The organism is Erwinia pyri, assembly GCF_030758455.1.
In the GTDB taxonomy this organism is placed as follows: Bacteria; Pseudomonadota; Gammaproteobacteria; order Enterobacterales; family Enterobacteriaceae; genus Erwinia; species Erwinia pyri.
Genome location: NZ_CP132353.1, coordinates 3,543,338 through 3,557,969, shown reverse-complemented (window position 1 = coordinate 3,557,969; position 14,632 = coordinate 3,543,338). Strand labels below are relative to the sequence as shown.

Here is a 14,632-nt window from a genome sequence, read left to right as displayed (position 1 = left end):
CCGGGCGGAAAAAGGCCCGGCATAATAAGGAAAGGTATGAGCATAATCCCGCAGTTGGATCAGCTGGTGGAGGCGTGTCACTGGATCGGTGCGAAAGGGTGGGCGCCCGCAACGGGCGGCAATATGTCCGTACGTCAGGACAGGGAATATTGCCTGCTCAGTGAGTCGGGCAAAGACAAAGGCGCACTGACAAATGATGATTTCATTCAGGTAGAGATTGCCAGTAATCGGGTTCCCTCCGGGCGCAAGCCTTCGGCCGAAACCGGACTGCATACGCTGATCTATCGCCTGTTTCCTGAGGCGGGCGCGGTGCTGCATACCCACACCGTTAACGCAACGGTGCTTTCGCGCGTTGAGAAAAGCGACGCGGTTGTTTTGCAGGGTTATGAAATGCAGAAAACGTTGGCCGGACAGCGCTCGCATCTTGATGCCGTAGCGGTTGCGCTGTTTGATAACGATCAGGATATTGATGCGCTGGCGGAACGTATCGCCCGGTTTGCAGAGGCCACGCCGCTGCGTTACGGTTTTTTACTGCGGGGGCATGGGCTGACCTGCTGGGGAAAAGATGTGAGCGAAGCGCGTCGTCATCTTGAAGGTCTGGAATTCCTGTTCCAGTGTGAATTACAACGTCGTGTGCTGGAGGCCAAATGATCCGCGCGATTATTACCGATATTGAAGGAACGACCAGCGATATCCGCTTTGTTCACAACGTACTCTTCCCCTATGCAAGGGAGAATCTGGCTGCCTTTATTGCCGCCTTCCAGCATCGGGAAGATGTGGCGCAGGCGCTGACCGATCTGCGTGATGAGATTGCACAGCCTCAGGCGCCGGTTGAAGATCTGATTACCGTGCTGTTTGGTTTTATGGATGAAGACCGAAAATCCACCGCGCTGAAAGCCCTGCAGGGAATGATTTGGCACGATGGCTACGTCAGCGGCAGTTTTACCGGCCATCTCTATCCGGACGTTCTGCCCGCTCTGGAGAAGTGGCGCCAGCAATCAATCGATCTCTATGTTTATTCCTCCGGCTCGGTCGCGGCGCAGAAATTGTTATTTGGCTACAGCGATGAAGGTGATATCACTGTGTTGTTCAGCGGCTATTTTGATACGCACGTCGGCGCCAAGCGTGAAGTGCACGCCTACCGAAATATTGCGGCTGAAATTGGCCTGCCTGCCCATGAGCTGCTGTTTTTATCTGATATTCATCAGGAGCTGGATGCCGCGCAGGAGGCGGGCTGGAACACCGTGCAGTTACTTCGTGGCGACACGGATGCGCAAAGCCGCCATCGTCAGGTAAACCGCTTTGATCAAATCAACCTGGAGCTCTTTTCCTCATGAGTGCACTCACTATTTTTACTGACAGCGAAGCGACCACGCCGATCTGGCACAGCACTGATGCTGAAGAAATTCGTCAGAGACTCAACGCCAGAGAAGTGCGTTTCGAACGTTGGGAAGCTGACCGCGATCTGGGTGAAAATCCCGCGCCCGAGGCGGTGATCACCGCTTATCAGCATGCGATCGACAAGCTGGTGGCCGAGAAGGGGTATCAGAGCTGGGATGTGATCAGCATGCGTGCCGACAATCCCCAGAAAGAGGCGCTGAGGGGAAAATTCCTCTCTGAGCATACCCATGGCGAAGATGAAGTCCGCTTCTTTGTCGAGGGCGCCGGGCTCTTCTGTCTGCATCTGGATGGGCATATTTACCAGATCCTCTGTGAGAAGAACGATCTGATCTCCGTTCCGGCTGGTACGCCACACTGGTTTGATATGGGCTCTTCACCCCATTTCACCGCCATCCGTATCTTCGATAATCAGGAAGGGTGGATCGCTAACTTCACCGGCGACACTATTGCGGATGCCTATCCGCGTCTTCCGTAACCTTCGGCAGGGCGGGGAAGCGTTGAAATAGCCGATCCGTACCCGTCCGGGGCCAGGGAAGAACAGAGGTGTTGCAGAGTTCCGCGCTATTTTTTCGGGTGCGGCAGCAGGCTGTAGTGGGGATGACGGCCAGCCAGCAGCAGCAGGAGCTCATATTCGCCCTGGCTGAGCATGGAGGGGTTTTTAGGCGTCTCTTTCATTTGCCAGACACGCAGGCTGACATCAAAACGTTCTGCGGCGTTTTCCTGCGAGAAATCGGCGGCCTGTCGCAATTCACGCACGTTGGCCATGACGGGAACGGGGGCAAGTTTTTTCAAAGGATGCTCCTTAAAGCGAAGAGAGTTCATGCGTTGAAGCCTCTTCTTAAAAAAGCGCGCTGCTCACGAGAGCGGCGCGCTGACAGAGTGAAAATAAGATCTGACGATAGGTTAAGAGTAACCGGTTGTACTCTTTGTTGCAGAGGAAGTCTGACAACAGTGACGGCAGATAGCGGAGCAGGTCACATCGCTGGCAGCGTGAAACGGCTGATAACGCTGCCAAGCGCCTCTGTCCTGCCGCTCAGGCTGCCGGCAGAAGCGGATACCTCCTGAACCAGCGTGGCATTTTGCTGCGTAACGCGGTCCAGTTCGGCCACGGCGAGGGTCACCTGGGAAATTCCTTTACTCTGCTCATCAGAGGCAAGGGCAATCTGCCCGATAAGCTCGTTAACGCTTCCCACGCCGCGCAGGATCTCATCCATAGAGTGACCTGCGCTGGTGGCGGCGCGGCTGCCCTCACCAATACGCGCCAGGGTATCGGCGATCAGTCCCTCAATTTCTTTAGCGGCCGTGGCGCTTCTTTGAGCCAGAGTCCGCACTTCAGAAGCCACCACAGCAAAACCGCGACCCTGCTCGCCAGCCCGTGCAGCCTCAACCGCTGCATTCAGCGCCAGAATGTTGGTCTGAAAAGCAATGCCGTTGATAGTGGCAGTAAACTGCCTGATTTTTTCCGATCCCTGCTCAATACCGTCCATGGCGGAGACCACAGTTTTCACCATCTGCTCACCCTTCTGCGTGGTGCGGGTGGTAACGCCAGCCAGCTCACTCGCCTGGCGGGCATTTTCGGCGCTGTGCTTAACCGTTGCGGTAATCTCTTCCATACTGGCAGCGGTCTGCTCCACTGCGGCGGCCTGCGTAGCCGTTCTGCCGGAAAGGTCACTGTTACCTCCGGCAATCTCTCCCGCCTCACGGTGCAACAGCACGGCGTTGTCACGCAGGGCAACCACGGTATCAAGCAGGCTGCGCTGCATCTCCCTGACCAGAGGGACCAGCTGCCCAACGCAGTTCCGCCCGAAATCTTCCACTTCCTGGGTCAGATCGCCATCGGCAATAACCCGGAAATGGGCGCGGATTTTCGCCACAGGCCGAACCAGATGCACGACCAGATAGCGATCGCAAAATAGCAGCAGCGCCGCGGCGGCACCCAATGCAATCAGGAAGACCCGATCAAGCCGGGTACTCTCTGCCTGTAAAGCGGCATGACCGGTAACAAGCTCCTGTTGCAGTGTAGTGAGGCGCTCCTGCGCCGCCGTCGCATAACCGGCAGTCGTGCCGATCGCGTTTCTGTAATTATCCCACGCCGCGCCGGTTGGTACGTCTGACAACAATGACGCCTTTTCTGCTGCTGAGCCTTCCTGCATCACGGCCCCGGCGTGATTCAGAAATACCAGCTGTTGTGCCAGGACATTGGTATGGTCTGCATGACGGTTAATTTCACGCATAAGCAGCGTTCCGTAGCCCGTTGCCAGTGCCATCAGGCTCAGAACGGCGATAAGTATCCACAATACGACGCGGCGTATTGTGAAGTTTCTGAGAAGTTGCATCGGTTTTCCCCGGTGTTGACTGGTAAATGGTGTCGCTAATCATTATTAGTTTTATATAGAGCGCTCTTAAATAGTGCGCTATGAGATGTATCCTGGCACATCCCGGAGAAAATGAAACAGTATCTCTGGCAGAAATTTTAATCGTGAGCAGAGGATTATTTCATTAAAGAAAATGCAAATTACGGCAGCCCTCTCTGGCCGTAGCGCCGCCTGAAATAATGATGCTTTAAATGTTTTTGTCTATTACAGGAAAAGGGCGTTTAAGTGCTATTTATCAGGTCGTCTTTTCACTAATCAAGCCTGAGAAAAGATAATCGTGGGGAGAATTGCCAGGCTGTTGCAGGTTCAGACCCAGCGAGAAAGTTTAGTGGATAATAGCCTGAAATCGTAAAGCGAAGAGGGAGAGGCAGAATAGCATTGTTTTCTTAATACCTCTGTCTCAGCGACTTTCGCCGATTGGGTTGCATAGATGACCACATTACCACTGGGCGTAGTGCAATATAAGAGAGTGCCAAAATAGTCGCTGAAAAGCGCTAAAAGGGAGGGGGAGCGAATGGGGGAAATATGATAATTCATCACCAGCCAGCCGTCAGGCATCAGCGATGCAGCACAGTTTTTAATAAAGTCACCCATTTTCTGCAGGGAAACCATATCTTCTGCCGAATACAAATCGGAAAATATGTGAGAGTACTTTATTTTATTCTTTTCAATGAAGGATCCGGCGTCCTGAGCAAAATAAGCGATATTATTAACGTCAGGAATAAAAAAGTGTTTCCTGGCGATAGTGATAACTTTTTTTCTCAGCTCAACCACATCTATGCGGATATCACTATCACAAGCGTGAAGAGCGCGAACCAGGCTGCCACCGCCAAGCCCGAGGATCAGCGCTGACTGGGGCTTCTCAAGCGCTGTCGACATCATCATAGCTTTGATGTAGTTATGAACCGGCACCTCAGGATGGTTCCTGTTCATTTTGCTCTGCTCAAAGATACTGTCGAATCGCATAATCCGATAATTTCTCTTATCGACCACAAAAATCGTGCCATACCGATCTCTTTCACTCGCTACCTTGATTTCATCTTTGTGGGAAAGGGAGAGAGCTGAAAATAATTTTTCAAAAGGCATGGATCACCAAATTGTTGCCTGGCAGGGAACAGGGAATGTTTTTTGCTAAAAAATCACTCTTTGAATTCACTATTAAATCACAAAGCTAAGCCCGCATACCAGTCAGACCCGATCGCCCGTGAGAGAAGGCGCACAAGCGAGCGCAGTAACTTCATCGATTCAGCAGTGCCTGTGCCGCCGCGCGGCTTCTTACCTGAAAACGCCTGATTTGGGCCGTTAACGGTGGGGCTGAAAAATACCTGCCTCAACCTGTGCAGGGGTGACTACGCCCGTATCCAACACCCAGCCGCTAATCATTGCTGCTGGCGTCACGTCAAAAGCAGGATTGTAAACCTGCGCCTCTTCAGGGGCCCACTGTACCTCGCCAAAGCTGCCCGCCACGCCGGTCACTTCGCTGGCTGCACGCTGCTCGATCGGAATGGCGTTGCCGTCCGGGCAGGCCGAATCGAGCGTGGTATGCGGAGCGGCAACATAAAAAGGCACGCCGTGGTAATGCGCCAGCACGGCCAGGCTGTAGGTACCAATTTTGTTCGCCACGTCGCCGTTGGCCGCAATTCTGTCTGCGCCCACCCAGACAGCATCGACCTGTTTTTTCGCCATCAGGCTGGCCGCCATGCTGTCGCAGATCAGGCGATAAGGCACGCCCAACTCGCCCAGCTCCCACGCCGTCAGACGACCCCCCTGTAACAGCGGGCGGGTTTCATCCACCCAGACCTGTTCAACGTTGCCCTCCTGCCAGCCGCGCGAAATCACCCCAAGAGCGGTGCCAACGCCTGCGGTTGCCAGTCCGCCAGTATTACAGTGCGTCAGTAAACGGCTACCGCGGGGGATCAGTTTTGCCCCGGCTGCAGCGATGTTGTCGCACAGCGCTTTATCTTCCTCGATCAGGCGCAGCGCCTCAAAGGTCAGTGCGGTAACGTAGTTCTCCTGCGCCAGAGCCAGCTTCATCCGATCAAGATTGTTCATCAGGTTAACGGCAGTAGGGCGCGAAGCCCGCAGCACTTCAAGCGCTTCCGCCAGCTCAGCCCGGGTGAGCCCCTGCTCTGCCAGCAAGGCGAGCAGCAGACTGGCAGAGAGGCCTATCAGCGGGGCGCCGCGAACTCTCAGCGCCTTTATATGGCCAACCAGCTCTGCGACACCGGGCGTGGGGCACCAGATTTTTTTCTGCGGCAGGGCCTGCTGATCGAGGATCCAGAGCTGGTTATCACGAACTTGTAAGCTGGTTGTGCTGAGGGTCTGCATAGAGGTTAAATCCTGGTTGCGTAGTCAGGGCATATTGTGCCAACATGCTGAACGGATGTATAGACGTCTGAACGGCTTTTATGCCAGGAATTTGCGCTGAAGTGACGGGCGCGTCGGTCAGGCTGGAACGTTTCGAAGAGGGTGAGTGAATGTCGCAATACCGTACCTTCACGGCAGCAGATGCTGTGGAATATGCCCGCCAGTTCGGTGGTGTTGAAAAGCCAGAAACGCTGGTTGAGTCGCAGGAAGTTGGTGACGGTAACCTTAATCTTGTCTTCAAGATATTCGACAGCCAGGGCGTCAGCCGCGTCATCGTCAAGCAGGCGCTGCCTTATGTACGCTGCGTGGGCGAATCCTGGCCCCTGACGCTGGACCGCGCCCGCATTGAAGCTGAAGTGCTGCAAATTCACGGGCAATATTGTCCCCAACACACGGTAAAGATCCTGCATTACAATCCGGCGCTGGCGGTGATGGTGATGGAGGATCTCTCCAGCCATGCCATCTGGCGCGGCGAGCAGGTGAAAGGCGTTGATTATCCGCAGGCGGCTTCGCAACTGGGGGAATATCTGGCGCAGACGCTGTTCCACACCTCAGACTTTTACCAACATCCTCACCAGAAAAAAGCGGATGTTATCCGTTTTACCAACCCTGAACTGTGCGATATCACGGAAGAGCTGTTTTTCAACGAGCCTTACGAAGTGCACGAGCGCAACGGCTATCCCCGCGCCCTGGAGCCGCTGGTCGCCTCGCTGCGTGATGACGATGAGCTTCGTCAAAAGGTGGCCGGGCTTAAGCACCATTTTCTCTCTCACGCTGAAGCGCTGCTGCATGGTGATGTTCACAGCGGGTCGATTTTTGTTGCCGAAGGCAGCCTGAAAGTGATTGATGCGGAGTTTGGTTATTACGGTCCCATCGGGTTTGACGTTGGCAGCGCGATAGGCAATATCCTGATCAACTACTGCGCACTACCGGGCCTGCTGGCACCACGTGAAGCGGCGGACGCGCGCGAAAAACGTCTCAGAGACGTCAGCGCCACCTGGCAGAGTTTTGCCGAAGGTTTTCTGGCGCTGGCGGCAGAAAAAACGCAGGATCGGGCGCTGGCTTACCCGGGCTACGCCGCTGAGTTCCTGCAAAAAATCTGGCGCGATACGCTGGGCTTCTGCGGAACGGAAGTGATACGACGTACGGTGGGGATGTCACAGGTCGCTGATATCAAGAGCATCAACGATGACGCCATGCGTATTGAGTGCGTGCGCCAGGCAATTACTCTGGGCCGTACCCTGATCCTGGCGGCCGATCGTATCGCTGACAGCGATGCGCTGATTGCCCGCGTTCGTCAGAACGGCTGAACGCAGGTCACGCACCGGGAGAGATTAACGCCTTCGAGCCTCTGAAACGCCTGATGCAGTGCATCAGGCGTTTTCTGTTTTAGCGAACATTATCCGTGCTGGCGGGAGATTTATGCGGCCTCTGGCAACGGACTGGCAGAGCGCTGCGGCAAGAGTGCAATAGCGGCGATAATAAACAGCATCAGCGCCAGCGATGCGCTGTAGCGGCTGAGTTCAAGGCCTCCTTGCGCCAGCGGCTTATCCAGAAAATCGCCCACCACTGCTCCTAATGGACGCGTCAGGATAAAAGCGGCCCAGAAAATGGCCGTGCGGGACCAGCGGGTAAACAGATAGCAGCCGATCAGAATAATCAGCGCTGCGGCAAAGAGCACAATGCCGCCGGCATAGCCCAGCCCGGCAGAATCCGCCGTCCAGTCACCCAATGCGGTGCCCAGCGTCTGGGAAAACATAATAGTTATCCAGTAAAATATCTCTGTACGGCGGTTATTCACGGAATGAACGGCTACCGTGCCGCACAGTGCCCACCAGAAGAACAGCGAGGTGGCTAACAGGGTACTTAAAATGATTGAGCCGCCGAGATAACCTATGCCTAAAGAGCGATCGGCAAAGTCGGCAAGCGTAGTACCCACTGTGGTGGTAGCAATAACCGTGAACCAGTAAATAAAGGGATTAAATCGTGGTGATTTAATTTGCACGGTGACGGCAATTAAAAAAATCACGGCAAAAATCAGTGTGCCGGTTAAATATCCCAGATCCATAGACATGGTCACGGCATCACCGCCGGTTTCACCCAGCGTTGTTGCCGCTATTTTGATTAACCAGAATATTGCTGTAACAGCGGGAATTTTGGTTATGGCTTGTTGTGTGTTAGTCATGGGGCATCTCTCGCCAAAGGTATTATCTGTTTTTTTATATCGCCTAAAACCTGTGGCCAGTAAGGCCGGTGTCTGGAGGTTCCCGCTTGAGGATTACTTTAGAGAGGATTTATTAGTTTTAAATTAAGAGAGAAATAAAAGTGAATATTTATGGCAGGTGTTAATGCAGGTAATAATAAGTCAGGTGATTATTTTATATAAGAAAGCCGGGTTTTTCCCCGGCTTTCTTATTTTACTGGCTGGTTAAGCTGCTTCACTCTTTCTTATCGGTTCTGCAGGCTTTACCGGTTGCGTGGCCAGCTCCTCAGGATCGAATTCATCCACATTGATAGAGCGCAGGCGACTGGTTTCCGCGCGCATAAGCACGCTGGCTTCCTGTTCGGTGATCCATTTTTCCTGTAGCCCCTGTTTTGCCAGCTCGTCAAGACGGGTGAACGGCAGAGGCTTTTTAAACTGCTTGCAAAGACGATCGTGGATCGCTTCTGCCGCCATCACGTCTGCCAGCGCCTCTTCCAGCTGACCTGCCGGATTGTTTTCACCTGGCGTCAGGTACATACCGCGTCCTAAACGGCTGCGGGTCGCGGAGGGGAGCTGCAGCATTCGCGCCAGCTGATGATCCAGACGATCGGAAGGGGCGCGGCAGTGACGGCCCAGCGGGAACACTACCGTGCGCAGCATGCCCGCAACCAGCTGATTTGGGAAGTTACGCAGCAAATCGTCAATGGCTACTTCCGCCTGATTCAGCGCATCCTGTACGCCCCAGTGCAGTAACGGCAGGTCAGCCTCGTTACGTCCCTCATCCTCATAGCGCTTCAGCGCCGCAGAGGCCAGATAGAGCTGGCTCAGCAGATCGCCGAGCCGCGCAGAGATACGTTCACGACGCTTCAGGCTGCCGCCCAGCACCGACATGGAGACGTCCGACAGCAGCGCCATGTTGGCGCTCAGGCGATTCAGATGCTGATAATAACGCCGTGTGGCATCGCGGGTGGGCGAAGCGCTGGTAAGACCGCCGGTAATTCCAAGCCACAGACTACGCGCAGTATTGCTTCCCACATGGCCAACATGGCTGAATAGCGCTTTATCAAACGCGATAAGATCGTTGTTCTGCGCGGCTGCCATCTCTGTCAGCACGTAGGGATGGCAGCGGATAGCGCCCTGGCCGAAGATAATCATGCTGCGGGTCAGGATATTCGCCCCTTCCACCGTGATGGCAATCGGTGCGCCCTGATAAGCCCTGGCCAGGAAGTTGCTTTTGCCGAGCATAATGCCTTTGCCGCCTGCAATATCCATCGCATCCATAATGGCGCGCTGGCCGCGATGGGTGCAGTGGTATTTCACGATAGCGGAAAGCACCGCCGGTTTTTCACCCAGCATAATCCCGGAGGTGATCAGCGTGGCGGCGGCATCCATCACATAAGCATTCCCGGCGATGCGTGCCAGCGGCTCTTCGATTCCCTCCATTTTGCCAATAGGCAGGCGGAACTGGCGACGAATATGGGCATAAGCGCCAATAGCCAGCGCAATGCTTTTCAGGCTGCCGGTAGAGTTAGAGGGCAGGGTTATACCCCGTCCTACAGAGAGACACTCCACCAGCATCCGCCACCCCTGACCGGCCATTTTTGGCCCGCCAATGATGTAGTCGATGGGGACAAAGATATCTTTGCCGCGCGTCGGGCCATTCTGGAACGGTACGTTCAGCGGGAAGTGGCGGCTGCCTATCTCCACGCCCGCCGTATCGGTCGGGATCAGCGCGCAGGTAATACCTAACTCCTCAGTTTCACCGAGCAGATGTTCAGGATCTGAAAGCTTGAAGGCCAGACCCAGCACCGTAGCCACAGGCGCAAGGGTAATGTAGCGCTTGTTCCAGGTCAGGCGCATGCCCAGCACCTGCTCTCCCTGCCAGTTGCCCATACAGACCACGCCGGTATCAGGAATGGCGCCTGCATCCGAGCCCGCTTCCGGGCTGGTAAGCGCAAAGCAGGGGATTTCCTCTCCGCGTGCCAGACGCGGCAGATAGCGATTTTTCTGCTCATCGGTACCATAGTGCTGCAACAGCTCGCCCGGGCCGAGTGAGTTAGGCACGCCAACGGTGATGGCCAGAATGCCGGAGACGCCAGCCAGTTTCTGCAGCACGCGCGCCTGGGCATAGGCTGAGAAAGCCAGCCCGCCATACTCTTTTTTGATGATCATCGCAAAGAAGCGCTGCTCTTTCAGGTAGGCCCAAAGCTCCGGGGGCAGATCGGCCATTTCATGGGTGATCTGAAAATCGTTAGCCATGCGGCAGGCCTCTTCAACCGGCCCGCTCAGGAAAGCCTGCTCCTCTTCCGTCAGACGTGGCTGCGGATAGTTGTGCAGTTTTTTCCAGTCTGGCGTGCCGCGAAACAGATCGCCTTCCCACCAGGTGGTGCCAGCCTCAATCGCTTCTTTTTCCGTACGCGACATCGGCGGCATTACTTTACGGAAGGTTTTCAGCATCCGCTTCGAAAATATTTCCCGACGCAGCGAAAGCAGCGTAAAGGGCAGCAGGACAAGGATCAGCGGGATCAGCAGCCACGGCGTCCAGAGGTGGGCCATCGCCCACGCTGCGGTCCAGATCAGCAGGATCGCGCTGCTCAACAGCAGCGGAACGCGGTGATAAAGCAGAGCGCCGATCAGCACGATCGTCGCGACTATACTGAGAACCATCATAACTGTTGCTCCATAAGTAGTAAGAGGTCTGACCTGTTGGTTACAGGTTTAATCGAGATAATCTTGCTTAGCAATCTGTTTACATAATAATTACAACCTGGCTCACAAACCGGTCGCACCAAAAGTCAAAGCGAGGGCGCAGGGCGCAGGGCGCTTTTCGCCCCTCTCCCAACTTGGTAAACTGACAATAACCTCACCTATAAAGGACTTCCCCTATGTATCAGGACATCATTCGTGCAGAGCTCAACGAAGCCGCAGAGACGCTGAATAAATTTCTCAGCGATGAAGCGAATATTCACGCCATCCAGCGCGCGGCGGTGCTGCTGGCTGACTCGTTCAAGGCGGGGGGGAAAGTGCTCTCCTGCGGCAACGGCGGTTCGCATTGTGACGCCATGCATTTTGCGGAAGAGCTGACCGGTCGCTACCGCGAAAATCGTCCGGGCTATCCGGCTATCGCTATCTCTGATGTCAGCCATCTCTCCTGCGTCAGCAACGATTTTGGCTACGATTTTGTCTTCTCCCGCTATCTGGAAGCGGTAGGTAAAGCGGGCGATGTGCTGTTCGGCATCTCAACCTCCGGTAACTCCGCTAACGTTATCAAAGCGGTCGAGGCGGCGCGTGCGCAGGGCATGAAAGTGATTACCCTGACCGGCAAAGATGGCGGCAAGATGGATGGCATGGCTGATGTGGAAATTCGTGTGCCACACTTTGGTTATGCCGATCGTATTCAGGAGATCCACATCAAAGTTATCCATATTCTGATCCTGCTGATCGAAAAAGAGATGGCTGAGTAAGCATTCAGGCCAGCGCCGCTGGCCGCTACGTGAGGGTTTTCTATGTGCGAACTGCTCGGGATGAGCGCGAATGTGCCAACGGATATCTGCTTTAGCTTTACCGGCCTGGTGCAGCGCGGGGGAGGGACGGGGCCGCACAAAGATGGTTGGGGCATTACCTTCTATGAAGGAAAAGGGTGCCGTACATTTAAAGATCCTCAGCCCAGCTTTAACTCGCCGATTGCCCGCCTGGTGCAGGAATACCCCATCAAGTCCTGCTCGGTAGTAGCCCATATCCGTCAGGCTAACCGGGGGGAAGTGTCGCTGGAAAATACCCATCCATTTACCCGTGAAGTCTGGGGACGTAACTGGACCTATGCCCATAACGGCCAGCTGAAAGGCTATCGCGGGCTGGATACCGGGCAGTTCAGGCCGGTTGGGGAGACGGACAGCGAGCAGGCGTTTTGCTGGCTGCTGCACAAGCTGACCACGCGCTATCCGCGCACGCCGGGTAACTGGCCTGCGGTGTTCCGCTATATTGCTGAGCTGGCGGGGGAGCTACGTGAAAAAGGGGTGTTCAACATGCTGCTGTCAGATGGGCGTTATCTGATGGCCTTCTGTTCCACCAATCTGTTCTGGATAACCCGACGCGCGCCTTTTGGCAAAGCGACGCTGCTGGATCAGGATGTGGAAATTGATTTTCAGAAGCAGACCACGCCAAACGACGTGGTCACGGTGATCGCCACTCAGCCCCTGACGGGCAATGAAACCTGGCACAAGATTGAGCCAGGCGACTGGGCGCTATTTTGTCTCGGTGAGCGCGAGCGCTGATCCCGATCCGGGCGTGCTGAGCAGCGGGCCGTTCAGCACGTAGCGGCCCGCGTTGACGCTGACGGAGGGCGGCAGGCGGTTCTGCACAAACTGCGCATAGCCCGGCTGTAGCTGCTGCCAGAAGCTGTAATAAACCGAGTTACGATGACGCTGCAGATTGCTGTCAGTCATGCGGAACGGGTAAATGCTCACTTCCACACGTGGCTGGCCGTTACGCAGCGCCGCTTCCACATAGTGATAAATATCGTCGATGTTGGCATCGGTCATCGCATAGCAGCCAATAGAGACGCAGCTGCCGTGGATCATCAGGTATTTTCCCTCATAACCCTGCTGGCGATCGTACTCGTTGGGGAAGCCGACGTTTATAGCGCGATAGAAACGGCTGTCCGGTTTTAGCTGGGAAAGGCCCACGCTGTAAAATCCTTCCGGACTTTTAAAATCACCCTGACGACGTTTTGGACCTAAGCCGCCCGAGAAATTACAAATGCGATAGCTGTTGAGCAAACGGTAGTCGTTACCGATTTTGCCATACAGCTCCAGCGTACGTTCTTCTTTAAAGATCTGAATATAGACGGGGGTGCCGAGTAACTGTTTCTTCAACTCTTTGCTTACCGGGGCGAGCGGCGTTACCGGTGTGACGGGTACGCTGGCGATAGCGACGGCTGGCAGTAAAAACATCGCAAACAGCAGTGCGATTTTGCCCATTCTGGTTCCCTTGAAAAGAGGGGTGGATGCTACGCCCGCAGGCGCTGTTACTTGCAATATCGGAGAATTCCGCTATCGCTGCGCCACATTAGCATTGTCTATTTTTTTATCAAGAGAGTGCAGGTGAAAATGAGAAATAAAATTCCCCTGCACGCCACTACCGCTGCGCTTTGCGGCACCAAACGCAAGTTGAAATCGTTCTGGTTGACTGTATACTTATCCAGTGCATCTGGAGGGGGATATGCGTAAAATCATTCACGTTGATATGGACTGCTTTTTCGCCGCGGTGGAAATGCGCGACGATCCCAGTCTGCGTGATATCCCCATTGCCATTGGCGGCAGTCACTTAAAGCGCGGGGTGATCAGCACGGCGAATTATCCCGCCCGCAAATTTGGCGTGCACAGCGCGATGTCTACTGCGATGGCGCTGAAGCTCTGTCCGCATTTAAGAGTGATCCCCGGCCGCTTTGACGCCTATAAAGAAGCCAGCCAGCATATTCGTGAAATTTTCTCGCGCTATACCTCACTGATTGAACCGCTATCATTAGATGAGGCCTATCTGGATGTCACAGATAGCCCGCATTGCCACGGCTCGGCAACGCTTATCGCCCGTGAAATCCGCCAGACCATTGCGCGCGAGCTGAATCTCACCGCCTCTGCCGGCATCGCTCCCATTAAATTCGTGGCCAAAATCGCCTCCGACTTAAATAAACCCGACGGACAGTTTGTGATCACCCCCGATGCGCTCGCCGGGTTTCTGGTGACGCTGCCGCTGTCGAAGATCCCGGGGGTAGGAAAAGTGACCGCAAAGAAGCTGGAGGAGATGGGGCTAAAGACCTGTGCAGACGTGCAGAAAACCGATCTGGCAGCTCTGTTAAAGCGCTTTGGCAAGTTTGGTCGCGTAATCTGGGAGCGTAGCAACGGCATCGATGAGCGGGAAGTGATCACGGAGCGGCTGCGCAAATCGCTGGGCGTGGAGCGCACGCTCTCGGAAGATATTCACAGCTGGGAAGCGTGCCTGGAGGTTATCGACAGGCTTTTTGAGGAGCTGGAGCGCAGGCTAATCAAAATCAAACCTGACCGGCAGATTGCGCGTCAGGGGGTAAAACTCAAGTTCGACGATTTCCAGCAAACCACCCAGGAACACGTCTGGCAGGAGCTGAATAAGGATGATTTGATCGCGGTGGCGAAAAAAACCTGGGATGAGCGGCGGGCAGAGCGGGGCGTCAGGCTGGTGGGGCTGCACGTTACCCTGCTGGATCCTCAGCTTGAGCGGCAGCTGTTGCTGGGGCTCTGAATCGGGGCGG

At 54.9% G+C, this 14,632-nt stretch carries 14 protein-coding genes; 7 read left to right on the top strand and 7 right to left on the bottom strand.

The features are described 5' to 3' along the window. Positions 1-36 precede the first annotated feature (36 nt). Genes Q3V30_RS16915 through Q3V30_RS16905 form a run of 3 tightly spaced genes read left to right on the top strand, consistent with a single transcriptional unit; the run spans position 37 to position 1,876 of the window. Positions 37-651: a methylthioribulose 1-phosphate dehydratase gene (locus tag Q3V30_RS16915; protein ID WP_306207678.1), complete on the top strand. Its 615-nt coding sequence runs from the start codon at positions 37-39 to the stop codon at positions 649-651. Further along, a complete protein-coding gene (mtnC, locus tag Q3V30_RS16910; RefSeq protein ID WP_306207676.1) occupies positions 648-1,337 on the top strand; it encodes an acireductone synthase in 690 nt (229 codons plus the stop codon). Before Q3V30_RS16915 ends, mtnC begins: the two co-directional genes overlap by 4 nt. Next, the gene (locus Q3V30_RS16905) at positions 1,334-1,876 is read left to right on the top strand and encodes a 1,2-dihydroxy-3-keto-5-methylthiopentene dioxygenase (protein ID WP_306207674.1); all 543 of its coding nucleotides are present in this window, start codon (positions 1,334-1,336) and stop codon (positions 1,874-1,876) included. The genes mtnC and Q3V30_RS16905 overlap by 4 nt, the downstream gene beginning before the upstream one ends. A gap of 86 nt (positions 1,877-1,962) precedes the next feature. On the opposite strand, the gene Q3V30_RS16900 is transcribed toward Q3V30_RS16905, so the two are convergent. The 4 genes from Q3V30_RS16900 to mtnA all read right to left on the bottom strand — a co-directional run bounded on the left by Q3V30_RS16900 (position 1,963) and on the right by mtnA (position 6,104). Then, positions 1,963-2,166 carry a transcriptional regulator gene (locus Q3V30_RS16900; RefSeq protein WP_428979269.1) on the bottom strand — a complete coding sequence of 68 codons (204 nt, stop codon included), beginning with the start codon at positions 2,164-2,166 and terminating at the stop codon, positions 1,963-1,965. A 209-nt stretch (positions 2,167-2,375) separates the two neighbouring features. Then, positions 2,376-3,737 carry a methyl-accepting chemotaxis protein gene (locus tag Q3V30_RS16895; RefSeq protein ID WP_306207670.1) on the bottom strand — a complete coding sequence of 454 codons (1,362 nt, stop codon included), beginning with the start codon at positions 3,735-3,737 and terminating at the stop codon, positions 2,376-2,378. A 345-nt stretch (positions 3,738-4,082) separates the two neighbouring features. Next, positions 4,083-4,862, bottom strand: a complete 780-nt coding sequence (locus Q3V30_RS16890) for a spermidine synthase (RefSeq protein ID WP_306207668.1) — start codon at positions 4,860-4,862, stop codon at positions 4,083-4,085. A 216-nt stretch (positions 4,863-5,078) separates the two neighbouring features. Further along, the gene (mtnA, locus tag Q3V30_RS16885) at positions 5,079-6,104 is read right to left on the bottom strand and encodes an S-methyl-5-thioribose-1-phosphate isomerase (RefSeq protein WP_306207666.1); all 1,026 of its coding nucleotides are present in this window, start codon (positions 6,102-6,104) and stop codon (positions 5,079-5,081) included. A 149-nt stretch (positions 6,105-6,253) separates the two neighbouring features. Between mtnA and mtnK the strand changes: the two genes are divergently transcribed. Further along, positions 6,254-7,453 carry an S-methyl-5-thioribose kinase gene (gene mtnK, locus Q3V30_RS16880; protein ID WP_306207664.1) on the top strand — a complete coding sequence of 400 codons (1,200 nt, stop codon included), beginning with the start codon at positions 6,254-6,256 and terminating at the stop codon, positions 7,451-7,453. A gap of 110 nt (positions 7,454-7,563) precedes the next feature. Here mtnK and Q3V30_RS16875 read toward each other — a convergent pair whose 3' ends face one another. Both Q3V30_RS16875 and fadE read right to left on the bottom strand, forming a co-directional pair. Continuing rightward, complete coding sequence (locus Q3V30_RS16875) at positions 7,564-8,328, bottom strand: COG4705 family protein (protein WP_306207663.1); 765 nt, start codon at positions 8,326-8,328, stop codon at positions 7,564-7,566. A 243-nt stretch (positions 8,329-8,571) separates the two neighbouring features. Continuing rightward, positions 8,572-11,016 carry an acyl-CoA dehydrogenase FadE gene (gene fadE, locus Q3V30_RS16870; RefSeq protein ID WP_306207661.1) on the bottom strand — a complete coding sequence of 815 codons (2,445 nt, stop codon included), beginning with the start codon at positions 11,014-11,016 and terminating at the stop codon, positions 8,572-8,574. A gap of 215 nt (positions 11,017-11,231) precedes the next feature. Here fadE and lpcA point away from each other — a divergent pair, with 215 nt between their 5' ends. Both lpcA and Q3V30_RS16860 read left to right on the top strand, forming a co-directional pair. After that, on the top strand, positions 11,232-11,810 hold the full coding sequence (gene lpcA, locus Q3V30_RS16865; protein WP_306207659.1) for a D-sedoheptulose 7-phosphate isomerase: 579 nt from the start codon (positions 11,232-11,234) through the stop codon (positions 11,808-11,810). A 42-nt stretch (positions 11,811-11,852) separates the two neighbouring features. After that, complete coding sequence (locus Q3V30_RS16860; protein WP_306207657.1) at positions 11,853-12,620, top strand: class II glutamine amidotransferase; 768 nt, start codon at positions 11,853-11,855, stop codon at positions 12,618-12,620. Here the strand turns inward: Q3V30_RS16860 and dpaA are convergent. Next, positions 12,591-13,325, bottom strand: coding sequence for a peptidoglycan meso-diaminopimelic acid protein amidase (gene dpaA / locus Q3V30_RS16855; protein ID WP_306207655.1), 735 nt, complete (start codon positions 13,323-13,325; stop codon positions 12,591-12,593). The two genes, Q3V30_RS16860 and dpaA, sit on opposite strands and share 30 nt — an antisense overlap. A 241-nt stretch (positions 13,326-13,566) precedes the next feature. Between dpaA and dinB the strand changes: the two genes are divergently transcribed. After that, on the top strand, positions 13,567-14,622 hold the full coding sequence (gene dinB / locus Q3V30_RS16850) for a DNA polymerase IV (RefSeq protein ID WP_306207654.1): 1,056 nt from the start codon (positions 13,567-13,569) through the stop codon (positions 14,620-14,622). The last annotated feature ends 10 nt before the right edge of the window (positions 14,623-14,632 follow it).